This window comes from Streptomyces rimosus subsp. rimosus, from assembly GCF_000720725.1.
Lineage (GTDB): Bacteria > Actinomycetota > Actinomycetes > Streptomycetales > Streptomycetaceae > Streptomyces > Streptomyces rimosus_A.
In genome coordinates this window covers 12,997-36,118 of the sequence record NZ_JOCQ01000066.1, presented here as the reverse complement: position 1 = coordinate 36,118, position 23,122 = coordinate 12,997, and the positions used below count along the sequence as shown (strand labels likewise).

Here is a 23,122-nt window from a genome sequence, read left to right as displayed (position 1 = left end):
GCTCCGGCTGCCTGGCGGCAGGGCCGGACTCGGCGGGGGCGGCCCGTGCGGACGCTGTTCGACCGCGGGGACGGCGGGCTGCCCGAGCGAGCACGGTAGCCAACCCGTGGTGCCCCTGGGAAGGCTGATGTCCGATAGGCCCGAAACCTTTTCGTGATCTTTCCGCGACGGGGGCGTGTCCTGTGACGCCGGCCACCCGCCGGCGAGGCGGGCCAGGTCACACGGTCGGTTTTCGCGGTTCGGGCCGGGCTGTCAGTGCGGCGGCCTACACTCGATGGGCGATGAGCAGCCTCTTTGACGACAGTTTCCTGGCGGACCTCGAACCCACGGATGAGGGGCCCCCGCCACCTCCCGAGGACGAGAGCGGTCCGGCACAGGAGGAGATCCCGGCCGACCTGTTCGGCGGGCGCTTCGACGTGCCCGGCGGCATCCCGCACGCCGTGGGCCCGGGCCGCGACCCGTACTACCGCGACGGCGCCCCCCGCCCCGCGGTGGACCCGTCCGCCCTCCTGGAGGGGCTGAACGACCAGCAGAAGGCCGCCGTGGTGCACAGCGGCGGCCCGCTGCTCATCGTCGCGGGCGCCGGCTCCGGCAAGACCCGCGTCCTGACCCACCGCATCGCGCACCTGCTCGGCGCCCGCGGTGTGCACCCGGGCCAGATCCTCGCGATCACCTTCACCAACAAGGCCGCGGGCGAGATGAAGGAGCGCGTCGAGGACCTGGTGGGCCCCCGGGCGAACGCCATGTGGGTCTCCACCTTCCACAGCGCGTGCGTGCGCATCCTGCGTCGCGAGTCCAAGAAGCTGGGCTTCACGTCCTCCTTCTCGATCTACGACGCGGCCGACTCCAAGCGCCTGATGGCCCTGGTCTGCCGGGACCTGGACCTCGACCCCAAGCGGTTCCCGCCCAAGTCCTTCAGTGCCAAGGTCTCCAACCTCAAGAACGAGCTCATCGACGAGGAGACCTTCGCCCAGCAGGCTGCCGACGGTTTCGAGAAGTCCGTCGCTGAGGCTTATGCGATGTACCAGGCCCGGCTGCGCGAGGCCAACGCCCTGGACTTCGACGACATCATCATGACCACGGTCAACCTCCTCCAGGCGTTCCCCGATGTCGCCGACCACTACCGCCGCCGCTTCCGGCACGTCCTCGTGGACGAGTACCAGGACACCAACCACGCCCAGTACACCCTCGTACGGGAGCTGGTGGGACCGGCCGAGAGCGCCGGCGAGCTGTGCGTGGTCGGTGACGCCGACCAGTCGATCTACGCGTTCCGTGGCGCCACGATCCGTAACATCCTCCAGTTCGAGGAGGACTATCCGGACGCCACGACGATCATGCTGGAGCAGAACTACCGCTCCTCCCAGACGATCCTCAGCGCCGCCAACGCCGTCATCGAGCGCAACGAGAACCGCCGCCCCAAGAACCTGTGGACGGACGCCGGCGAAGGCCCCCGCATCATCGGCTACGTCGCCGACACCGAGCACGACGAGGCCCAGTTCGTCGCCGACGAGATCGACCGGCTGACCGACGCGGGCGACGCCAAGGCGGGCGACGTGGCGGTCTTCTACCGCACCAACGCCCAGTCCCGCGTCTTCGAAGAGATCTTCATCCGGGTCGGCCTGCCCTACAAGGTCGTCGGCGGCGTGCGCTTCTACGAGCGCAAGGAGGTCCGCGACGTCCTCGCGTACCTGCGCGTCCTCGCCAACCCGGAGGACACCGTCCCGCTGCGCCGCATCCTGAACGTGCCCAAGCGCGGCATCGGCGAGCGCGCCGAAGCCATGATCGACGCGCTGTCCGCCCGCGAGAAGATCACCTTCCCGCAGGCGCTGCGCCGTGTCGACGAGGCGTACGGCATGGCCGCGCGCTCCGCCAACGCCGTCAAGCGCTTCAACACGCTCATGGAAGAGCTGCGGACGATCGTCGAGTCCGGCGCCGGCCCCGCCACCGTCCTGGAAGCGGTCCTGGAGCGTACGGGCTATCTCGCCGAGCTCCAGGCCTCGACCGACCCGCAGGACGAGACCCGCATCGAGAACCTCCAGGAACTGGCCGCCGTCGCCCTCGAATTCGAGCAGGACCGCGGCGAAGAGAACCCCGGCACCCTCTCCGACTTCCTGGAACAGGTCGCGCTGGTCGCCGACTCCGACCAGATCCCGGACGAGGACGAGGAGGGCGCCGGCGTCATCACCCTCATGACGCTGCACACCGCCAAGGGCCTGGAATTCCCCACCGTCTTCCTGACCGGCATGGAGGACGGCGTCTTCCCGCACATGCGCGCCCTCGGCCAGACCAAGGAGCTGGAGGAGGAGCGCCGCCTGGCGTACGTCGGCATCACCCGCGCCCGCGAACGCCTCTACGTGACCCGCTCCACGATGCGCAGCGCCTGGGGCCAGCCGTCGTACAACCCGCCCTCCCGCTTCCTGGAGGAGGTCCCGGACAAGTACCTGGACTGGCGCCGCACGGGCCCCGCGACGCCCTCCGCCTCGATGGGCGGCATCTCCGGCACGGGCGGCGGGGGCTTCGGCTCCGGGCTGTCCTCGTCGCGTACGAAGGCGGGGCCGAGCGGCTTCGCGACCCGGCGCGCCAAGGACCGCGAGGTGGTCTCACTGGCGGTCGGCGACCGCGTCACACACGACAGTTTCGGGCTGGGCACGGTCGTCGCGGTCAAGGGCAGCGGCGACAACGCGGAGGCGACGATCGACTTCGGCGGCGAGAAGCCGAAGCGGCTGCTGCTGCGGTACGCGCCGGTGGAGAAGCTCTGACGTCGGCAGAGACGCCCTGACGTCGGCAGAGACGCCCTGGCCCTCGGCAGAGACGCCCCGCCGTCGGCAGGGCGAGAGGCTTTGACGCCGGCCGGAAGGCTTTGATGCCGCCGTCCGGCGCCCCCTGCGGTGGGGAGCGCCGGACGGATGGGCGGGACGGTCGGTCAGGTCGGGTTGAGGCCGTGGCTGCGCAGCCACGGCAGCGGGTCGACGGCCGAGCCACCGCCGGGACGCACCTCGAAGTGCAGATGGGGCCCCGTGGAGTTGCCGGACTTGCCCGAGTAGGCGATCTGGTCCCCGGCCTTGACCTTGCCCGACCGGACCGTGGCGGTGCTCAGGTGGCAGTACCAGGTCTCGGTGCCGTCCGGGGCGGTCACGATCGCCATGTTGCCGTAGGCGGAGTTGAACTGGGTGCGTACGGTGCCGTCGGTGGCGGCCATGACGGGCGTGCCGTAATCGACGGGGAAGTCGATACCGGTGTGCAAGGACATCCAGTTCACGCCCGCCTGCCCGTACGTCGCGCTGAGGCCGCGCTGCGTGACCGGCAGCACGAACTTGGGGCGCATCGCCTCCTTGCGCGCCGCCTCCTCGGCCTTGCGCTTCTTCTCGGCGGCCTGCCTGGCCTTGAGGTCGATGCGCTCCTGTGTACGGCTGGCGCGATCGGCGAAGTCGTCGGCGCCCGCGCTCAGGCTGGCGAGCTGGGTGTCGAGCTTGTTGTTGGCCACGGCCGGCTGCACGGCCGCGGGGTCCCCGGCGGCCTGGGTCGTCATGCCGTCCTTGGCGCCGTTCTCGGCGCCACTGGTGACGGAGGCGGCGGCTACGGCGCACACACCCATGGCGGCGACCGAGGGCACCGCGACGGTCAGCAGCGCTGAGCGCTTGGCGGTACGGCGGCGGCCGCGGCCGGACGAGCCGCTGCCCTGCGCCGCGCGACGCGAACGGGAGCCGCGCCCGACAGGCACGCCCACGGGGGCGGGACCGCCGTCGGGAGTGATGTCGGCGGCGTAGGGGTCATCGGTGGTCCCGGTGGTCCCGGAGGCTCCTGGGGCGCCAGGGGCGAGGCTGTCGAAGCCGTCCGGGCCGTCGAGACCGGAGGTGATCGCCGGAGTGGTCTGGGTGAGCGCTTCGGCGATGGCGGTGGAACTGAACGGATCCGCGTGCGGGGCGCCGTGGGGGCCCGCGTGCGGGTCGGTGTCCGGGGCCCCTATGCCGTGGCCGTGCTCGTCGGCGAATCGGTCCTCCGCGGCCTCCATGCCCGGAGGTGCCTCGTACGTGCCGTAAGCGGACCCGTACTGATCGTTTGTGCTCGCGTACGGTCCGGAACCGTACGCCTGCCCGTTTTCATGCGGTTCGTTGCCGTAGGAGCCCAGGCCCGGGCCGGCCCAAGTCATGGTCTCCCACTGGGAGCTGGCGGCGTCGCCGTACGGGTGCCCGGGCTGCGGCGGGCCCGCCTGGGCCGGAATGCCGGCGATCAGGTCCGACTCGACGGCGCCCCAGACGGCGGTGGCCTCATAGGCGTCGGGGGCGGTCGCGGGGCCGGATCCGTAGCCGCCGTCGTACGCCGTGTGGGAGTACGGGTCGTAGGCGGCCTCCGGCTGCGTGCCGGTGGCGTGCGGGCCGGAGTTGGCCGTTCCGGGGCCGTAGACGCCCGCGGGGTGGGTACCCGCGTCGTAGCCGCCGCCGTAGGCACCGGTCGCGTACGCGGCGGTGGCGTACGTGTCGGTGCCGTACGTGGTGGTGTCGTACGGCGAAACGTCGTGCGCACCGGTGGCCTGGTGGCCGGGGAAGGCGCCGAAGTGCGGGGCGCCGACACCGTATGCCGCCTGGCCGGCCTGGGTGTCCTGATGCCCGTAGGACTCGTAGGCCGGGTAATGCGCATACGAGGCATCGGGAGAGGGGACAGCCGGAGCGGGGGACTCCGGCGAGTGACGGTCGTTCACCACCACTTCTCTTTCGCCTCGGCAGCAGGAGAATTAGCGGCGACTGTACCCGGCAGTACGTGACGGCGACAATCTTCGGCAGGTTTCGGGCTTCTCGACAACGGGCATTTGGCCGCCTTTCGGCGGACAGTATGCGCGTTCTTGGCGCCGCGTTCGAAGGGCGTTCGAGGCGGCGCGGGGTGCGCCGGTGCGCGCGCGGAGAACGAAAGGGCGCGCGCGACCTTGGAAAGTGCCCGCGCGGAAGCTGCTCCGAAGCCGCCCGGAAGCCGCCCGGGTGCTGCACGGGTGCAGCTCGGGTGCGCCTCGGAGCAGGTGGGTCAGGCCACGGACGTGGTGCTCATGCTGCCTTCCGCGTCCTCCTCGGTACTGAGCGCTTCCCGTATTCCGGCCGCCACCGCACCGTTGACCGGGAGGGCGAGATGTCCCACGCCGGATACCCGCACGCTGCGGGTGACCAAATCCCGGTGGTCGATTCGCGCGGTCTCCACCGGGACCATCAGCTGGTCCAAGTCGCTCCAGAAGCTGACGAAATGCGTACGGCAATTCGGGGCGGGCCGTGCCAACTCCACGATCACGTCGGAATGCGGCCGCATCTGCCGGACCAGCGGATGGGCCGACATCAAAGGCGCCACCCGGGTGCCGCCGTGCGGGGTGCCCAGGGTGACCAGAGTGCGTACCCGGAGGTCGCCGCCCAGGCGCTGCGCGTAGTAGCGGGCGATCAGGCCGCCGAGGCTGTGGCCCACCAGATCGACACGGCTGTGGCCGGTGCGCTCGCAGACCTGCTCGACGTGGCGGCCGAGGAGTTCCGCGGCCTTGCGCAGGTCGCAGGTGAGCGGCGAGTAGTTGAGGGCTTCCACATGGCGCCAGCCGTGCCGGAGCAGCGAGCGGCGCAGCAGCACGAAGACGGAGCGGTTGTCGATGAAGCCGTGCAGCAGGAGCACCGGGGGGTGGGCACGGCCCTCGGTGGGCAGCAGCGCCGTCCGGGCGGCGGGGACCGTACCGGTGGCGGCGCGGGGGGCGCCACCGAAGCCGGAGCCGATGGAGCTGCCGGTGGCGTCGGTGTCGTCCTCGGGGGCCGGGCCGGCGGGTGTGCCGGGGAGAGCTCTGGGCTGTTCCTGGTGGATGCCGGTCGGGTACAGCAGAAGGTGTCCGACGAGGATCGCCAGCTCCACTACCGTCGCGCGCAGCAGCGCGGAGGGGCGGGCCAGACAGCAGAGAAAGGGCAGGGCCTTCATGGCCGACCTCCCGAATGGCACGCGGGAGACGACTCTGACCCCCGTATGCCCTCATGGGCAGCCGTTTCCGGCAACGTACAAGTACGTGAACGAGCTGCTGCCAAGTATGTGAACGAGCTGCTGCTTGGCCGTACGGATACGAAGACGGAAGCGTTCAGGAGCCGGACCTCCGTGCCGTGCGGCTGACGGCGCGGAGGTACGGCGACCTCACTGCGGCTCCCCGTGCGCCGGTCCCGCCGCGTGGAATGTCGCGGAACGCAACGCGTAGCGAACGTGTCCCAATGTGTGATTTCCCCCTCCCTCAGTGTTACGAAACGGCCGGGTACGGGATGCTGGCGATAACGTTCGTTCACGCTTGGGGCGGCCGACGCGGCCGCACATCGGTTGTCGGTCGGCGGCCCTGTTCCGTACAGGTGCCGAGTCGTGCCGTGCAGGGCTGGGAGGCAGTGATGGGTGTGCAGGGTCCGATCCGCGTGGTGGTGGCCAAGCCGGGGCTCGACGGGCACGACCGGGGGGCCAAGGTCATCGCGCGGGCGCTGCGCGACGCCGGCATGGAGGTCATCTACACGGGGCTGCACCAGACACCGGAGCAGGTCGTGGACACCGCGATCCAGGAGGACGCCGACGCGATCGGGCTGTCCATCCTCTCCGGGGCGCACAACACGCTCTTCGCGAAGGTCATAGAGCTGCTCAAGGAGCGCGACGCGGCGGACATCAAGGTCTTCGGCGGTGGCATCATCCCGGAAGCGGACATCCCGCCCCTCAAGGAGCTGGGTGTCGCGGAGATCTTCACGCCCGGGGCCACCACCACGTCGATCGTGGAGTGGGTCCGGGCCAACGTGCGGCAGCTGGCGGCCTGAGGGCGCGAGGCTCCGCGCAGACACCCCGAGTGGGCCGCCCCGGGCCGGGCGGCTCACCACCGGCAAGGCGATGCGGCACACCACCGGCGCGGCGGCGGTGCGGTTCATGGCGGTGCGGCTCGCGGTGGTGCGGTTCGCGGCGATGCGGTTCGCGGTGGTGCGGCTCATGGGGCCAGCTCCGCCCGCATCGTGGCGCGCAGCCGTAGCGTGCCCACCAGCCGCTGGAACGCCTCGGACCAGTAGCCGACCGCTCCCGGCGAGCCGTCGGCGGGCTCGTCCGGGGTCGCAGTGAGCATGTCGAGCCGGTCCGCCGCCGCCGGGTCCAGGCACCGTTCGGCCAGGCCCATCACGCCGCTGAAGCTCCACGGATAACTGCCCGCGTCCCGGGCGATGTCCAGCGCGTCGACCACCGCCCGCCCCAGCGGCTCGGACCACGGCACCGCGCACACCCCGAGCATCCGGAACGCGTCGGACAGGCCGTGGGCCGCTATGAAATCCGCGACCCATCGCGCACGTTCGTCCTCGGGCAGCACCGTCAGCAGCCGCGCCAGGTCGCGGGACGAACCGGCCGGGTTGTCCGGGGCGGCGCCGCTCGCCGAGGCACCGCTCGCCGAGGCGGTGCCGGTCGTGGAGCCGGTCGCGGTGGTGGCCGTGGTCGTGGCGGGGTTGGCCGCCGGGCCGACGGTCTGCGGCGCGGCCGGGCCGGTCCCGTACGTACCTGTGCCCGGCTGGGCGGCGCCCGGAGCCCCGAGCAGGGCCCGCGTCCAGATGACGTCCCGCTGGCGGACAGCGGCGCGGCACCAGGCGTCGTGCAGCTCGGTACGCCACCCGTCGGCCACCGGCAGAGCCACGATCGCCGCGGGCTCCCGGCCGCCCAGCCACCGGCTCCAGCAGTCCAGCGGCGCGGCTTCCAGCAGCTGGCTCAGCCACCAGGCACGCCGGCCGCGCCCGGTCGGCGGCCGGAGGACCACTCCGTCGCGCTGCATCGCCGCGTCACATTCATGCGGCGCTTCGACCACGAGAGTCCAGGCGTCCTCACCGGCCTTGCCGGAGGTGTGCCCAGCATCGGCGAAGGTGCTCGCACCGTCCTCGATGCGCACCAGTTCGACGCAGGCCCGGGCGCGGTCCGCCATGCGCCCGGCGAGCGCGGTGCCGGGCAGGGCCGACAGCAACTCGGCGGCGGTGCCCCGGACGTTACGGCTGCGGTCGGACAGCGCCTGCTCCAGGAACGGCTCGTCGGCCACCGTCAGGCCCTCGCGCAGCGAGTCGAGGAACATCAGCCGGTCCTCGGCCCGCTCCGTACTCCAGGTGCCGGCCAGCAGGGCCCGACCGGCCGCCGGATCGCGGCGGCGCAGCGACGCGAGCAGGGAGACCCGCTCCGCGAACAGACCCTCCTCCCACAAGGCGCGTACGGCCTCCGGATCGTCGGGTCCGGGCAGCGCGGCCGTGCTCCCGACGCCGCGCAGCGCGAACTTCCACTCGTCGTTCAGCCGGGCCAGCCACAGCGCCCGCGGGCCGGCGAAGCCGAGGGCCGCGGCGCGCAGATCCGTGCGCGCGCGAGCCGCGTCGAGCAGCGCGGGAAGCAGTGCCTCGGGGGCGCGGTAGCCGTACTCGGTGGCGGCGGTGAGCCACTGCGGAAGCAGCTCGGTCAGATCGGGTGCCGTGCCGCGGCGGTGCCCGCCGCTGGTGCCGTTACGGTCGGCCAGCAACAGGCCGAGTCTGCGCCGCGCGGCCGGCGGCAACGGCGGGCGCGGGTCGGACGGGGCCGGTACGGGGCGCTCCCGGGCGGGTGCGGGGCGCAGCGCGGCCCGGCGTCGGACCGTGCTCACGGCGGCCGCGTCCAGCAGCGCCCCCGCGGCGCTCCGGTCCGCACGGCCGGTGACCAGCGGCGTACGGCGTTCCGTCCCGAGCAGAGCCGCGCTCACCAGGTCGTCCCAGGTGGCGGAGGCGGTGGTTTCGTCGATCATGGTTGTCCCCCGGGCTGTGATCGGACGGGTGGGTGGTGTGGCGGGTGGTGGGCGGTGGGTGTTGGTGGGTATTGGTGGTGCCGGTGCCGGTGCCGGTGCCGGTGGCGGTGGCTGAGGGCCGGTTGCGGCCGGGGCATCGGGTGGCTGTGGCATGGGATGGCTGTGGCATGGGATGGCTGGGATGTGTCGGGTGGCGGCGCTGTGGCCGCCGGGGTCACAGCGCGACCGGTTCCGGATCCCAGGTGGTCAGGGGTACGAAGCCGCGGTGGCCGCATTCGCCGAAGACCGTGACCGGCTCGCCGCCGGATATCGCGGCCAGGCCCCACAGACCCGCCCGCTCCGTACAGCGCGGGTCCACGGGCAGGGCCGACTCCCCGTCGGCGTCGGCCAGTTGCCAGGGCTCCCCGTCGCGCCCCGGTATCGGTACGACATCGGTCAGGACCACCGGCCAGGCGTCGAGCCAGGGGTCGTCGCGCAGCGCGTGTCCGTACGCGGCGAGTGCGGCGTCGGTGCCGCCGCCCGGCGGCGGCCCACTGACCGGGGCCGGATCGGCGTGCCGCGTGCCCAGGACGACGCGCAGCGGGCTGGCGCCCGGGTAGTAGGCGAGGTCGGCGTCCAGGGCGAGGCCTCTGGGCAGTGAGAGGTCCAGCGGCCGGTCCCGCCCGCCGAAGGAGAGGTGCAGCGCCATGCGCCCGGTCCGCTCGCCGCGCAGCCATATGCGCCTGCTGGTGAGCATCCCCTCCTCGGCGTCCTGTTGGGCGAGCACCAGCCAGCGGTCGCGGACGGACGTGGTGTCCGCCCCGGCGAGCACGTCCGCCGCGTCGGTGGTGAGGCCGACCCGGGTGCGGACCGTCGCGGCCAGGGCGTGCGGCAGGCGCTCCACGCCCAGGAACGCCTGGTCGAGGAGGTGGATCAGAGAGCACTCCGCGAGGAGCCGGGACGGCCAGTCCGGACCGGAAGCCGCCGCCGATCCCAACTCCCGTACACGCGCGGCGAGTCCGGGCGCCTGGGAGTCCACCATGCGGGCCGCCGTCTCGTCCCAGGTGCCGTACCCCGTGCGGTCGGCGGAAGCCAGGCCTGAGCGGAGCAGATCCTCCAGCCGCTGTTCCAGCTCGGTGGCCCCGGCGGCGATCCGCAGTACGCGCAGCGCGGCACGCCGCCGGGCGGCATCCTGGTTCGCGGCGGACGACGGACCGCCCGAACCACCGTCGCCTGCCCGGCCGTTGTCGGCGCGCGCCGCGTTCTTCTCCGCGCGCTGCTGACGGGCGCCGAGCCATTCCGTCACCCAGGCGGGAGGCTCGCCCTCGCCGACCGCCCCTTCTTCCCCGGCCCACATCAGCAGCAGTCCCAGTGCGTGCTTGCACGGGAACTTGCGGCTCGGACAACTGCACTTGAAGGCCGGTCCGGCGGTGTCCACGACGGTTTGGTACGGCTTGCTGCCGCTGCCCTTGCACAGGCCCCACACCGCACTGCCCCGTGTGCCGGTCTCCGGCCAGGAGCCCGGCGTCGCGAGCCTGCTCCCCGCCTTGCGTGACGGTGCGTCGGGCGCGAGCGCGAGCACGTGATCCGACGTCCAGCGTTCCCCCTGCGGATTCATGCCCCAAACGCTACGAGCCACCACTGACAATCGCCCTGACCAGCGGAAACGCTGCCGTGCGGGGTGATTGTCAGTGGTGTGGTGCAGGGTTGTTCACGCAAGCGGCCGACGAGTGGCGGGGTGCCGGCCGCAGACCTTGCGACGAGGGGGAAACATGTCCGAGAACCACACCGGAGACAGCGTCGGCGGCACCGGAGCCGATGACTCCGCGCAGGTCCTGCGTCCGCATGCGGAGGACGCGTTCGCGCAGGAGCTGAAGGCGCTCGCGGCGGCCGACGACCGGCCGCGACCGGAGCGCTGGCGGCTGTCGCCGTGGGCGGTGGCGACGTATCTGCTGGGCGGCACCCTGCCGGACGGCACGCTCATCACGCCGAAGTACGTGGGCCCGCGCCGGATCGTCGAGGTCGCGGTGACGACCCTCGCGACCGACCGCGCGCTGCTGCTGCTCGGCGTGCCCGGCACGGCCAAGACCTGGGTGTCCGAGCACCTGGCGGCGGCGGTCAGCGGCGACTCGACCCTGCTCGTACAGGGCACGGCCGGCACCCCGGAAGAGGCCATCCGCTACGGCTGGAACTACGCGCAGCTGCTCGCGCACGGCCCCAGCCGGGACGCGCTGGTGCCCAGCCCGGTCATGCGGGCGATGGCGCAGGGCATGACCGCGCGCGTGGAAGAGCTGACCCGCATCCCCGCCGACGTGCAGGACACGCTCATCACCGTCCTGTCGGAAAAGACGCTGCCCATCCCGGAGTTGGGCCAGGAGGTCCAGGCGGTGCGTGGCTTCAACCTGATCGCCACGGCCAACGACCGCGACCGCGGGGTCAACGAACTCTCCAGCGCGCTGCGCCGCCGCTTCAACACGGTCGTCCTGCCGCTGCCCGCGACGCCCGAGGAGGAGGTGGACATCGTCTCCCGGCGCGTCGAGCAGATCGGCCGCTCCCTGGACCTGCCGCCCGCGCCCGCCGGTACCGACGAGATCCGCCGGGTCGTCACGGTCTTCCGTGAGCTGCGCGACGGCGTCACCACCGACGGACGGACCAAGCTCAAGTCCCCTTCGGGCACGCTGTCCACGGCCGAGGCCATCTCCGTGGTCACCAACGGGCTGGCGCTGGCCACCCACTTCGGTGACGGGGTGCTGCGGTCCGGGGACGTGGCCGCGGGCATCCTCGGTGCCGTGATACGCGACCCGGCGGCGGACCGGGTCGTCTGGCAGGAGTATCTGGAGACCGTGGTGCGCGAGCGCGACGGCTGGAAGGACTTCTACCGCGCCTGCCGCGAGGCCGGCGCATGACCGGCCGGGAGCAGCCGCTGCTGCTGGGGGTGCGGCACCACGGCCCGGGCTCGGCGCGTGCGGTGCGGGCCGTGCTGGAGCGGTACGAGCCCGCCGCCGTGCTGATCGAGGGCCCGCCGGAGGCGGACGCGCTGGTGGCGCTGGCCGCCGACGAGGCGATGCGCCCGCCGGTCGCGCTGCTCGCCCATGTGCCCGCCGACCCGGGGCGGGCCGCGTTCTGGCCGCTGGCCGAGTTCTCCCCGGAGTGGGTGGCGATGCGGTGGGCCCTCGCCCATGACGTACCGGTGCGCTTCATCGACCTGCCGGCGGCGCATTCCCTGGCGCTGGGGGAGGGCGAAGGGGAGGACGAGGGGAACGGCGGTGAGGGAGCCGCGGGTGCGGACGGCCGGGACGCGGCGAGCCGCGCCCGGGAGGAGGCCGCCGAGGCCGCCGCCGACCGTACGGCAGCCCCCGACCCCGACCCTCACCGCGACCCTGACCCCGCCCCCACCCCCGACCGCACGGCCGAAGCGCGGATCGATCCCGTCGCGGTGCTCGCCGAAGCCGCCGGGTACGACGACCCGGAGCGCTGGTGGGAGGACGTGATCGAGCACCGCGCCCACGGGGACCGCCAGAGGAGCGGGAGTGGGGGCGAGAACGAGAGTGGGAGCGGGAGCGGGCTGAGGGGGGCGGACCCGCTCGCCCCGTTCGAGGCGCTGGCCGAGGCGATGACGGCGCTGCGGGAGGCGTACGGCGTCGGCGGGCACGACCGGGACCTGGTGCGCGAGGCCCATATGCGGCTGCGGCTGCGCGACGCGCGCCGGGAGTTCGGGGACGGCGTCGCGGTGGTGTGCGGCGCGTGGCACGTCCCGGCGCTGGCCCGGCGCACGACGGTGACCGCCGACCGGCAGCTCCTCAAGGGCCTCCCGAAGGTGAAGCCCGAGGTGACCTGGGTGCCGTGGACCCACCGCAGGCTGTCGCGCCACAGCGGCTACGGCGCGGGCATCTCCTCGCCGGGCTGGTACGGCCACCTCTTCGGCGCGCCGGACCGCCCCATCGAACGCTGGATGACGAAGGTCGCCGGACTGCTGCGTGAGGAGGACTATGCCGTCTCCTCGGCGCACGTGATCGAAGCCGTACGGCTCGCCGACGCGCTGGCCGTGATGCGCGGCCGGCCCCTGGCCGGGCTGGCCGAGGCCGGTGACGCGGTGCGTGCGGTGCTCGGCGAGGGCTCCGACGCCCCGTCCGCCCTGATCCACGACCGCCTGGTCGTGGGCGACGTACTGGGAGAGGTGCCGGAGAGCGCTCCGGCGGTGCCGCTCCAGCGCGACATCACCCGCAGCCAGCGGTCACTGCGCCTCAAACCGGAGGCGGCCGAGCGGGAGCTGGACCTCGACCTGCGCAAGGAGACGGACGCCGGGCGGAGCCGGCTGCTGCACCGGCTGCGGCTGCTCGGCGTGCCGTGGGGCGAGCCCGCCCGGACCCGGGCAAGCACCGGCACCTTCCGGGAGAGCTGGCGGCTGCGCTGGGAGCCGGAGCTTTCCGTACGGGCCGCGGAAGCCGGCATCTGGGGCACGACGGTGGAGGCTGCCGCGACGGCCAAGGCGGAGTCCGACGCCGTGGGGACCTCGACCCTCGCGGACGTGACGGGGCTGGCCGAGCGCTGTCTGCTCGCCGCGCTCCCGGACGCGCTGCCCGTGGTCATGCGGGTGCTGACGGACCGCGCCGCGCTGGACGCGGACGTCGGGCACCTCGCCCAGGCGCTGCCCGCGCTGGTGCGCTCGGTGCGCTACGGCGACGTCCGCGGCACGGACGCCGCCGCCCTCGGCGAGGTGGCCACCGGCCTGGCCGAGCGGGTCTTCGTCGGCCTGCCCCCGGCCTGTACGGGGCTGGACGCGGACGGCGCCGCGGACATGCGCAACCATCTGGACGCGACGCACCACGCGGTGGGTCTCCTGGACGAGGGCTCGGCAGGGCGGCCCGGCGGGCTGCGGGAGCGCTGGGCAGGGGTGCTGCGGAAGCTGGCCGAGCGGGAAACGGTGCCCGGTCTCCTGCGGGGGCGGGCGGTCCGGCTGCTGCTCGACGACGGGCGGCTGACTCCCGAGGACGCGGAACGCCTGATGGGCCTGGCCCTGTCGGCAGGGACGCCGCCGGCCGAAGCGGCGGGCTGGATCGAGGGGTTCGCGGGCGGCGACGCGGGCGGACTGCTGCTGGTGCACGACGAGCGGCTGCTCGCCCTGGTGGACGGCTGGCTGGCGGACGTCCCGGCGGACGCGTTCACGGATGTACTTCCGCTGCTGCGGCGGACGTTCGCGGAGTACGACGCCGGAGTGCGGCGCTCGCTGGGCGAGTTGGTGCGCCGCGGCCCGGCCGGCGCCACCGGGACCGCCACCGCACGTGGGGATCAGGAGGCCGCAATACCGGGCTTCGGACCCGGCCTGGACCGCGACCGGGCGGCAGCCGTGCTGCCCACCCTGCGCCTCCTGCTGGGCCTCCCGGAGGGCATGGACGGCGCGCGGGACATGAACCGCGCGGGCGGCGGAGCGGGCGCCGCGGGCAGCGGCAATGGCAACGGAACCGACGGCGGGCGGCCGGGGGAGCGTACGGGGGTGGCCGGATGAGCGGGACGCAGGAGCGGCTGCGGCGGTGGCGGCTGGTACTGGGCGGGGACGGCGCCGACGGTACCGGCTGTGAGCTGCGCGGACAGGATGCTGCCATGGACGGGGCGCTCAGCGCGCTCTACGGAGGCCGCCGGCCGGGCGCGACGGACGACGGGGGCTCGCGCACGGCGGGTCTGGGCGCCTCGGCGCCGAACGTGGCCCGCTGGCTGGGCGACATCCGTACGTACTTCCCCACCTCCGTCGTCCAGGTCATGCAGCGCGACGCGATCGAACGGCTCGGGCTGTCCGCGCTGCTGCTGGAGCCGGAGATGCTGGAGGCCGTCGAGGCCGACGTGCACCTGGTGGGGACGCTGCTGTCGCTCAACAAGGTCATGCCCGAGACGACGAAGGAGACCGCTCGGGCCGTGGTGCGCAAGGTCGTCGAGCAGCTGGAGAAACGGCTCTCGGCCCGCACCCGCGCCACGCTCACCGGCGCCCTCGACCGGTCGGCGCGGGTCAGCCGCCCCCGGCACCGGGACATCGACTGGGACCGCACCATCCGCGCGAACCTCAAGAACTACCTGCCCGAGTACCGCACCGTCGTTCCCGAGCGGCTGGTCGGTTACGGGCGGGCCGCGCAGTCCGTGAAGAAGGACGTGGTGCTCTGCATCGACCAGTCCGGGTCGATGGCGGCCTCCGTCGTCTACGCCTCCGTGTTCGGGGCGGTGCTGGCCTCCATGCGCGCCATCGCGACCCGGCTGGTCGTCTTCGACACCGCGGTCGTCGACCTGACGGACGAGCTGGACGACCCGGTCGACGTGCTCTTCGGCACGCAGCTCGGCGGCGGTACGGACATCAACCGCGCGCTCGCGTACTGCCAGTCGCAGATCACCCGGCCCGCCGACACCGTCGTCGTACTGATCAGCGACCTCTACGAGGGCGGCATACGCGACGAGATGCTCAAACGGGTCGCGGCGATGAAGGCGGCCGGAGTGCAGTTCGTGGCGCTGCTCGCGCTGTCGGACGAGGGGGCGCCCGCCTACGACCGGGAGCACGCGGCGGCCCTCGCGGCCCTCGGCGCACCGGCGTTCGCCTGTACGCCGGACCTCTTCCCGGAGGTGATGGCGGCCGCGATCGAGAAACGCCCGCTGCCGATACCGGACATGGCGGGGTAACGGTGATGAGAGCCCCGCGGGGCTTGCGGGGCCCCTGGTTCGTCGTGCAAGGATCAGGGCGCCGCTCGATCACCACGATGCGCGTACCGCCGGTTTCCCTGGCTGAAGGGCTGTCGGCGCCATGCGCTCGCACGTCCGCGGCCCGGCGCCCAAGTCGCCTTCCCCGTCGCTATGTTCCGCCGTAAAGGATCTCCTCGTGTCTGCCGTGACCGCCCTTCCCGCCGCCGCGCGCCTGCCGCGCAGCGTGGTGGTGCGGCGTGCGCTGCTGGCGGGGCTCTTCCTGGCGGGGTTCGTGGCGCTCGGGTTCGCGTTCGGCGGCGGTGCGCAGGCGGCGGACCGTACGGCGGGCTCGGACCCGCGGCTCGCTCCGGCGGTGCAGGCCGACCCGGCGGCAGCCGTGAAGCGGGCGGGCGGAATGCCCGTCGGCGGGACTGCGCGGCCCGTCGGCAAGGCCGTGCGGCCCATCGCCGAGCGGACCGGAACGGCCGTCGAAAGCGGCACTGAGCAGGCCGAACCGGCCACCCGGCCGGTCACCGAACCGGTACGGGACGCGGTGCGCGCGGTGCACCGCGCCGGGGACGCGGACTCGCTCCCCGTACACCTGCCCGTACGGCTGCCCGCGCTGCTTCCCGGCCTGCTTCCCGGTGCCGACGGCAACGGTGATCACGACGGTGACAACGGCCACGACGACGGCCGCGGTGACGGGCACGGCGAGCAGCCGGGCCGGGATTCCGGGCCGCAGTACGGTGCCGGCCCGCACCAGGCCGGTGCCGATGACGCGCAGGCCGCCGCGAGCGTGAAAAGCGCGGAGTGCGCGCGTGCTTCGGTAAACGCGCAGGGTTCCGGCGACGCGTCGCCGCGTACCGCTCAGCGTGCCGACTCGGTCTCCGGCCGACAGCCGGGCCAGAGCCACGACGGCCTCCCCGGCCGGCTTCCGCAGGGGCCCGCTTCGGCAGCCTCGCACACCGCCGGTGACGGCCACGGCCCGCGCGGCGGCGACCACTTCGCCGCCGTACCGGCGCATCCCGCGCACTTCGGGCTGGTGCCCGGAGGCGTACGCGCGGCCGCGGAGCCGCCGACGCGGCAGCGTGCCGCGAACATCCTCGAATTCCCGGGCTAGGGCAGACCTCCGGACCTCCGGTGTCCGAGTTCCCCGTCCGCAGACATCGCGTCTGCGCAGGACCTGCCGCGCGGGGGCGGGACAGGTCTGCCCGTCGAACCCCCTGAATTCGAAGGAAGTCTGCTCATCATGCGTACGCACATCCGTCGTTCCATCGTCGTAGCCGCCGCCGCTTCCGGCCTGTGGGCCCTGGGCTCCGTCGCCGCCAACGCGGCCGGCCTGCCCGGCACCGCCGACCTGCCCGCCGCCGGGGCGGTCACCGGCGCGGTCACCGACACGGTGCACGGCAAGCTCCCGACCGGTGACGTGGCCGGCGCCGCGAAGAAGACCGTGGACGGCGTGACCGGCCGGGTCACCGGCGGCGACGTCCACACGCAGGACCTTCCCGGCACCCCGAAGCTCCCGACCACCTCGAAGCTCCCCGTCACCCCGAAGCTCCCCACCACCGGCGGTCTGCCCAAGACCGCCGACCTCCCCAAGACCGCCGACCTCCCCAAGACCCACGACCTGAGCAAGGTCACCGACCTCGGCAAGACGGCCGACCTGGGCAAGGTCACCGACCTGGACAAGGCGATCAACCTCGGCAAGATCACCGACCTCGGCAGGACCACCGGCACCGCCCAGCGCCTGATCGGCCAGGCCGTCCCCGTCGCCCAGGGCGCGGTCGGCGGTGCCGGTCAGCTCGGCGGTGACGTGACGGGCCAGGCGACCCCGTTCGTGCAGCGTGTCGCCGGCGGTGCGCAGATCTTCGTCCAGGGCGTGGCCACGGACGCCACCCCCTTCGCGCAGGGCCTGGCCGGCACCGTACGGACCGACGTCGCGGGCATCACGGGCAGCGCCGCCGCGGGCCTGCCGGGCGCGCTCCCGACCCGGACCCTGCCCGCCACGCCCGTCGACCTGACCAGCCCCGCCAACATCCCGGCCCTCCCGGCCCTGCCGGCCCGGGGCCTCTGACACCGCGCATACCCCCGCTCACCATCGGCGGATGGTGAGCGGATCGCCGGGCGGCTCCTCGTGGGGAAGGGGCCGCCCGGCTCCATGCTGTGCGGCGGATGGACGCGGACCCCGGCAAGCCCGCGTTCACCCGCCGGTACCTGTCCGTGAACTGTGACCGTTGTCTCTGTGACTGTTATCACCGCCGCAGTGTGATCTGCGATTTAGGGTGGCCGGTCCTGCGGGGATAACCTGCGAGACGGACATGCCGCGTACCGGCCACCGTGTACGCATCCCTCAGTGACAGCGCAGTCACGTTGCCCTTCGCGGCACGCCCATGCAGACAACGAACCGCGATCACTACGGCGATTCTGAGTAGACAAGGGACGGACGCGCGTGGACCTGTTCGAGTACCAGGCGAGGGACCTCTTCGCCAAGCACGGTGTACCGGTGCTGGCCGGTGAAGTCATCGACACGCCTGAGGCGGCACGCGCGGCGACCGAGCGCCTCGGCGGCAAGTCCGTCGTCAAGGCGCAGGTGAAGGTCGGCGGCCGCGGCAAGGCCGGCGGCGTGAAGCTGGCGGCCTCCGAGGACGAGGCCGTCGAGCACGCCACCAACATCCTCGGCATGGACATCAAGGGCCACACGGTCCACAAGGTGATGATCGCCGAGACGGCTCCGGAGATCGTGGAGGAGTACTACGTCTCCTTCCTCCTGGACCGCACCAACCGCACCTTCCTCTCCATCGCCTCCGTCGAGGGCGGCATGGAGATCGAGGAGGTCGCGGCCACCCGCCCCGAGGCCGTCGCCAAGACCCCGATCGACGCCAACGAGGGTGTGACCCCGGAGAAGGCCCGCGAGATCGTCGAGGCCGCGAAGTTCCCGGCCGAGGTGGCCGACAAGGTCGCGGACGTGCTGGTCACGCTGTGGAAGACCTTCATCGCCGAGGACGCGCTCCTGGTCGAGGTCAACCCGCTGGCCAAGGTCGCCTCCGGCGACATCCTGGCCCTGGACGGCAAGGTCTCGCTCGACGAGAACGCCGACTTCCGCCAGCCGGAGCACGAGGCCCTGGAGGACAAGGCCGCGGCGAACCCGCTGGAGGCCGCTGCCAAGGCCAAGGGCCTGAACTACGTCAAGCTCGACGGTCAGGTCGGCATCATCGGCAACGGCGCGGGCCTCGTCATGAGCACCCTCGACGTCGTCGCGTACGCCGGTGAGAAGCACGACAACGTCAAGCCCGCCAACTTCCTCGACATCGGCGGCGGCGCCTCCGCCGAGGTCATGGCGAACGGCCTGGAGATCATCCTCGGCGACCCGGACGTCAAGTCCGTGTTCGTCAACGTCTTCGGCGGCATCACCGCCTGCGACGAGGTCGCCAACGGCATCGTGCAGGCCCTGGAGCTGCTGAAGTCCAAGGGCGAGGACGTCACCAAGCCGCTGGTCGTCCGCCTGGACGGCAACAACGCGGAGCTTGGGCGCAAGATCCTGAGCGACGCCAACCACCCGCTGGTCCAGCGTGTGGACACCATGGATGGCGCGGCCGACAAGGCCGCCGAGCTCGCCGCGGCTGCGAAGTAAGGGATAGAGGGACTCAGACCACCATGGCTATCTTCCTCACCAAGGACAGCAAGGTCATCGTCCAGGGCATGACCGGTGCCACGGGCATGAAGCACACCAAGCTCATGCTGGGCGACGGCACCAACATCGTCGGCGGCGTGAACCCGCGCAAGGCCGGCACGAACGTCGACTTCGACGGCACCGAGGTCCCCGTCTTCGGCTCGGTCGCCGAGGCGATGGAGAAGACCGGCGCCGATGTGTCCGTCATCTTCGTGCCGCCGAAGTTCGCCAAGGCCGCCGTCGTCGAGGCGATCGACGCCGAGATCGGCCTGGCCGTCGTGATCACCGAGGGCATCGCGGTGCACGACTCGGCCGCCTTCTGGGCGTACGCGTCGAGCAAGGGCAACAAGACCCGCATCATCGGCCCGAACTGCCCCGGCCTGATCACCCCCGGCCAGTCCAACGCCGGCATCATCCCGGGCGACATCACCAAGCCCGGCAAGATCGGTCTGGTGTCGAAGTCCGGCACGCTGACCTACCAGATGATGTACGAGCTGCGCGACATCGGCTTCACCTCGGCCGTCGGCATCGGTGGTGACCCGATCATCGGCACCACCCACATCGACGCCCTGGAGGCCTTCGAGGCCGACCCGGAGACCGAGCTGATCGTCATGATCGGTGAGATCGGCGGCGACGCCGAGGAGCGTGCGGCCGACTTCATCAAGGCCAACGTCACCAAGCCGGTCGTCGGCTACGTCGCGGGCTTCACCGCGCCCGAGGGCAAGACCATGGGCCACGCCGGCGCCATCGTCTCCGGCTCCTCCGGCACCGCCCAGGCGAAGAAGGAGGCCCTGGAGGCCGCCGGCGTCAAGGTCGGCAAGACCCCGTCGGAGACCGCGCGCCTGGCGCGCGAGATCCTCGTCGGCTGATCGCACCACGCGCAGGGCGCGGGCCCGTACTCCTCTCGGGGGTACGGGCCCGCGCCCATTCGTGTGTAAGAGGGCGCACTAACGCGCTTCCGGGGCGAGGTGCCCAGCCCGTACGACCTTCCTCTTCGCCGGTCCGTCCGCCTTGGCCTGCTGCACGCGGGCGTGTTCCCCGTGCTGCTTACGGGTGGCCTTGGCCGCCGCCCCGGACGTGGCGGAGGACGACGCGGCCGGGGGACCGGCCTCCGGCCGGGTGGGGAGGGTGCCCGCCTCTTGGACGAGCGTGAAGGTGGTCGCCACCGCGATGAGGGCGGTGAGCCCGAACGCGCCCTGCGTCATCCGGCTGACCGTACGCTCGCTCCCGCTGCGTACAACCCTGGCGGCGGGCGGGGCCACCGGAAGCGCGCGGGCCAGCCCGGCCAGCCGCTCCCGCAGGATCTCTCTCTGGCGTACGGGCGGCTCGCCCGCCAGGCCGAGCCACGGAACCCGTTCGGCGAGGGCCTGACGCGCGCGCAGCAGCCGTCCGGCCGTCGCGGGCGTACTGGCCTCCACCTCGGCGGCCGTCTCGCTCAGTTCCAGCCCGAGGCCGTCGTGCAGGAGCAGCACCCGCCGGTACGCGACAGGCAGCGCCAGCACCGCCTCCCGCAGCGCGCGCTCTGCGGGAGTGGCGGGCGGCGCGGCGGGTGCCTGGGGGCTCGGCCGCTGGGCGGTCCACAGACCGGGACGCGTCCGGTGCCAGGGCGAGAGCGCGTACTCGTGCACCATGGCCCGCACCCGGCCCGCCGGGTCCGGATCCACGGCCATCTCGGGCCAGCGCTGCCAAGCCATCTGGAACGACCGTTCGACGGCCTCCTGGGAGAGCCGGGCGTGACCGGTGAGCACGATGGCCTGGCGGGTCAGGTCGGGGGCGTGCAGCGTGTAGAGGGCGTCGAAGGCGGTCGAGGGGGTGGGGGGAAGGGGGCCAGCCGAATCAGCTGATGGGTCATCAGCAGGCGTTCGCGGCACGCTGGCTGATGCGCCGTCAGTCGTCGCGACGGGCACGTCACCCGCCGCCTCCGTCCGTTCCGTCTTCGTCCGTTCCGTCTTCGTCATGTCGGCCTCTCCGTGCGGGCGCGCGTGCCGTTGGCGCAGAGATGGCTCAGCGGCGTGAAAAGGTACATAAACATATATTGAGCGACACGTCCGGCAATTGCCTGCTCCGTGGCGGAAACGTGTGTTGTTGGCAGCATGGCGGTGTGAGCCAATTGACCGACCGCGGCCCCACGTTGTCGTCGCGCGGCCGTGCCTCCACCCAGCGGTCCTCCGCGCTCGGCACCGCCTTCGTCGGCGGCGTGCTGGCCGCCGGGCTCGGGCTGGGGGCGTTCGCCGTCGCGGTGCTGCTGCTGTGGGTGGCGTCCCCGTACCCGGACACCAACCCGTCCCGGGCCCTGCACCTCGCCGCCGACCTGTGGTTCCTCGCCCACGGCAGCGATCTCGTACGGGCCGTGACCGCGTCCGGCGCCGAGTCGCCCGTCGCCGTGACGCCATTGCTCCTGATGGCCCTGCCCGTATGGCTGCTGTACCGGACCGGCCGTCACATCCTCGAAACCACACCGCCATACGGCGACACCGCGTGGCCCCCGGTCCCCTCGGTCTCCCCGGCCCCTCCCGCACCCTCTTCCCCCACCCTCCTCCACCTCGACGACATCGATCCGGACCCCGGGCCCCGCCTCCTCCTCGGCTGGTTCCTGGCGGGCTACCTGTCCGTCACGGGGGCCGCCCTGCTGTACGCCTCCGAAGGCCCGCTGTACGTCGAACCGCTCAGCGCCCTGCTGTACGTGCCGGTGGTGGCCACCCTGACCGTCGCCGTGGCGGCCTGGCACAGCATCGGACGTGCCGCCTTCGTGCCGCTGCCGGACCGGGTCCAGCGCCTCTACGACCGGCTGCCGTCCGGCCTGTGTGCCGCGCTGGAGGGACGGCGCGGCGTCACCGCGTTGCGCGCCGCCACCGCGAGCGTCCTGGTGCTGCTGCTCTGCGGCGCCCTGCTGGCGCTCCTCGCGCTGGGCTGGCACGCGCCGGCGGTCCGGGACGGGTTCCTCGGGCTCACCCATGACTGGTCGGGGCGGTGCACCGTGGTGCTGCTCAGCCTCGTCCTGCTGCCGAACACCGTCGTCTGGGGGCTGGCGTACGGGCTCGGCCCCGGCTTCACGCTCGGCGCGGGGAGCACGGTCGGCCCGCTCGGCACCAGCGGACATCCGGGCCTGCCGCACTTCCCGCTGTTCGGCATGTTCCCGGAACCGGACGTCACCGGGCCGCTCTACTGGCTGACCGCCGCGGTACCGCTCGCCGCCGGGCTGGCACTGGCTCGGTACGCGGCCCTCTCCGCGAAGTCGTACGCGGCCGCCACACGCCCGGTGGCCACACGCCCGGCCGGTGCGGAGCCGGCCTGTCGGCATGAGTGGACCGGCTGGCGCGAAACGGCCGCCGCCGCCGGGCTCGCGGCGCTCGGCGTCGGCGTGGTGTCGGCGGTGCTCGCCGGGCTCGCGGGCGGCGCGCTGGGCAGCGCGGCACTGGCCCGCTTCGGACCCAGCTGGTGGCAGACGGGGCTGGCGGCGCTGAGCTGGGCCCTGCTCATCGGCGTGCCGGGCGCGCTCGTCGCCCGTCTCTGGTGGCTGCGCGGCGTACCCCGCCCGCCGAAGCCCGCGCCCCGGCCACGGGTGAAGCTCCGCGTACGGTTCGGACGCGCCGCGAAACGCCTCACCCGCGCCGTCGGGTGCTGGTCGTGGGCCGCCTGCCGCTTCGCCTGGACGGCACTGGCACGTACGGCTTCCCGTTCGCTGCGCCCCCGCCCCCGACCCCGCCGTCATGCCCGGCACGCTCGCGGCCGTACCCCGGACAGCCGGGAACCGTACGACTACGCGTACGACCGCGGCCACGGGACCGGGTGCGCAGCCGAGTACGCATCCGGATACGCACCCGAGTACGCACCTGATCCGGACGGCGGGCACCCCTGGCACGACGCCAGCACCCGCAGCGCCCGCTGGTCGGCACTGCGCGCCTCCTCCGGCGGCCTGATGACCGACTTCGAACCCACCACGCTCCCGCACGAGGAAGCCCCGGAGAACGCGGTTCCCGGAAACGCCTCAGCCGCCACCCACAAGGGCGGCGGCTGAGACGGACGACTTCAGGACCGGACTACCGGACCGG

15 protein-coding genes are annotated in these 23,122 nt (G+C 72.9%); 10 read left to right on the top strand and 5 right to left on the bottom strand.

The features are described 5' to 3' along the window. The first annotated feature begins 281 nt into the window (after window positions 1-281). On the top strand, window positions 282-2,759 hold the full coding sequence (pcrA, locus tag IH45_RS0128610) for a DNA helicase PcrA (protein WP_030674705.1): 2,478 nt from the start codon (window positions 282-284) through the stop codon (window positions 2,757-2,759). A 164-nt stretch (window positions 2,760-2,923) separates the two neighbouring features. On the opposite strand, the gene IH45_RS0128605 is transcribed toward pcrA, so the two are convergent. Continuing rightward, on the bottom strand, window positions 2,924-4,699 hold the full coding sequence (locus tag IH45_RS0128605; RefSeq protein WP_030674702.1) for a M23 family metallopeptidase: 1,776 nt from the start codon (window positions 4,697-4,699) through the stop codon (window positions 2,924-2,926). Window positions 4,700-5,016: 317 nt separating this feature from the next. After that, on the bottom strand, window positions 5,017-5,934 hold the full coding sequence (locus tag IH45_RS0128600; RefSeq protein ID WP_030674699.1) for an esterase/lipase family protein: 918 nt from the start codon (window positions 5,932-5,934) through the stop codon (window positions 5,017-5,019). Window positions 5,935-6,383: 449 nt separating this feature from the next. Here IH45_RS0128600 and IH45_RS0128595 point away from each other — a divergent pair, with 449 nt between their 5' ends. Further along, window positions 6,384-6,794 (top strand): cobalamin B12-binding domain-containing protein, encoded by a 411-nt coding sequence (locus IH45_RS0128595; RefSeq protein WP_003985249.1) that lies wholly within the window; start codon window positions 6,384-6,386, stop codon window positions 6,792-6,794. A gap of 164 nt (window positions 6,795-6,958) precedes the next feature. On the opposite strand, the gene IH45_RS0128590 is transcribed toward IH45_RS0128595, so the two are convergent. Both IH45_RS0128590 and IH45_RS0128585 read right to left on the bottom strand, forming a co-directional pair. Continuing rightward, a complete protein-coding gene (locus IH45_RS0128590; RefSeq protein WP_032918615.1) occupies window positions 6,959-8,761 on the bottom strand; it encodes a DUF5691 domain-containing protein in 1,803 nt (600 codons plus the stop codon). A 214-nt stretch (window positions 8,762-8,975) separates the two neighbouring features. Next, complete coding sequence (locus IH45_RS0128585) at window positions 8,976-10,358, bottom strand: SWIM zinc finger family protein (RefSeq protein ID WP_030674693.1); 1,383 nt, start codon at window positions 10,356-10,358, stop codon at window positions 8,976-8,978. Between the two features lie 154 nt (window positions 10,359-10,512). Between IH45_RS0128585 and IH45_RS0128580 the strand changes: the two genes are divergently transcribed. The 7 genes from IH45_RS0128580 to sucD all read left to right on the top strand — a co-directional run bounded on the left by IH45_RS0128580 (window position 10,513) and on the right by sucD (window position 19,939). Continuing rightward, window positions 10,513-11,646 (top strand): ATP-binding protein, encoded by a 1,134-nt coding sequence (locus IH45_RS0128580; RefSeq protein WP_030674691.1) that lies wholly within the window; start codon window positions 10,513-10,515, stop codon window positions 11,644-11,646. Next, window positions 11,643-14,246, top strand: a complete 2,604-nt coding sequence (locus IH45_RS0128575; RefSeq protein WP_078897825.1) for a DUF5682 family protein — start codon at window positions 11,643-11,645, stop codon at window positions 14,244-14,246. Before IH45_RS0128580 ends, IH45_RS0128575 begins: the two co-directional genes overlap by 4 nt. Continuing rightward, complete coding sequence (locus IH45_RS0128570; protein WP_030674685.1) at window positions 14,243-15,400, top strand: VWA domain-containing protein; 1,158 nt, start codon at window positions 14,243-14,245, stop codon at window positions 15,398-15,400. The genes IH45_RS0128575 and IH45_RS0128570 overlap by 4 nt, the downstream gene beginning before the upstream one ends. 196 nt (window positions 15,401-15,596) lie before the next feature. Further along, entirely contained in the window at window positions 15,597-16,520 is a 924-nt protein-coding gene (locus IH45_RS0128565) for a hypothetical protein (RefSeq protein WP_158813301.1), read from the top strand. Window positions 16,521-16,649: 129 nt separating this feature from the next. Beyond that, on the top strand, window positions 16,650-17,474 hold the full coding sequence (locus IH45_RS0128560) for a hypothetical protein (RefSeq protein ID WP_030674679.1): 825 nt from the start codon (window positions 16,650-16,652) through the stop codon (window positions 17,472-17,474). Window positions 17,475-17,849: 375 nt separating this feature from the next. Then, on the top strand, window positions 17,850-19,031 hold the full coding sequence (sucC, locus tag IH45_RS0128555; protein ID WP_030674676.1) for an ADP-forming succinate--CoA ligase subunit beta: 1,182 nt from the start codon (window positions 17,850-17,852) through the stop codon (window positions 19,029-19,031). 23 nt (window positions 19,032-19,054) lie between these two features. Continuing rightward, the gene (sucD, locus tag IH45_RS0128550; protein WP_030586326.1) at window positions 19,055-19,939 is read left to right on the top strand and encodes a succinate--CoA ligase subunit alpha; all 885 of its coding nucleotides are present in this window, start codon (window positions 19,055-19,057) and stop codon (window positions 19,937-19,939) included. A gap of 78 nt (window positions 19,940-20,017) precedes the next feature. On the opposite strand, the gene IH45_RS1000000151110 is transcribed toward sucD, so the two are convergent. Next, window positions 20,018-21,028, bottom strand: a complete 1,011-nt coding sequence (locus tag IH45_RS1000000151110) for a sigma factor-like helix-turn-helix DNA-binding protein (RefSeq protein WP_050515256.1) — start codon at window positions 21,026-21,028, stop codon at window positions 20,018-20,020. 143 nt (window positions 21,029-21,171) lie between these two features. Here IH45_RS1000000151110 and IH45_RS0128540 point away from each other — a divergent pair, with 143 nt between their 5' ends. After that, on the top strand, window positions 21,172-23,088 hold the full coding sequence (locus IH45_RS0128540) for a cell division protein PerM (protein WP_158813299.1): 1,917 nt from the start codon (window positions 21,172-21,174) through the stop codon (window positions 23,086-23,088). Window positions 23,089-23,122 lie beyond the last annotated feature (34 nt).

Bases quoted from the DNA above. Each gene is read 5' to 3' on its own strand.
- pcrA (WP_030674705.1), top strand. From the start codon at position 282: ATGAGCAGCCTCTTTGACGACAGTTTCCTGGCGGACCTCGAACCCACG.
- IH45_RS0128585 (WP_030674693.1), bottom strand. From the start codon at position 10,358: ATGAATCCGCAGGGGGAACGCTGGACGTCGGATCACGTGCTCGCGCTC.
- IH45_RS0128600 (WP_030674699.1), bottom strand. From the start codon at position 5,934: ATGAAGGCCCTGCCCTTTCTCTGCTGTCTGGCCCGCCCCTCCGCGCTG.
- IH45_RS0128560 (WP_030674679.1), top strand. From the start codon at position 16,650: ATGCGTACGCACATCCGTCGTTCCATCGTCGTAGCCGCCGCCGCTTCC.
- IH45_RS0128580 (WP_030674691.1), top strand. From the start codon at position 10,513: ATGTCCGAGAACCACACCGGAGACAGCGTCGGCGGCACCGGAGCCGAT.
- IH45_RS1000000151110 (WP_050515256.1), bottom strand. From the start codon at position 21,028: ATGACGAAGACGGAACGGACGAAGACGGAACGGACGGAGGCGGCGGGT.
- IH45_RS0128575 (WP_078897825.1), top strand. From the start codon at position 11,643: ATGACCGGCCGGGAGCAGCCGCTGCTGCTGGGGGTGCGGCACCACGGC.
- IH45_RS0128570 (WP_030674685.1), top strand. From the start codon at position 14,243: ATGAGCGGGACGCAGGAGCGGCTGCGGCGGTGGCGGCTGGTACTGGGC.
- IH45_RS0128595 (WP_003985249.1), top strand. From the start codon at position 6,384: ATGGGTGTGCAGGGTCCGATCCGCGTGGTGGTGGCCAAGCCGGGGCTC.
- sucD (WP_030586326.1), top strand. From the start codon at position 19,055: ATGGCTATCTTCCTCACCAAGGACAGCAAGGTCATCGTCCAGGGCATG.
- IH45_RS0128590 (WP_032918615.1), bottom strand. From the start codon at position 8,761: ATGATCGACGAAACCACCGCCTCCGCCACCTGGGACGACCTGGTGAGC.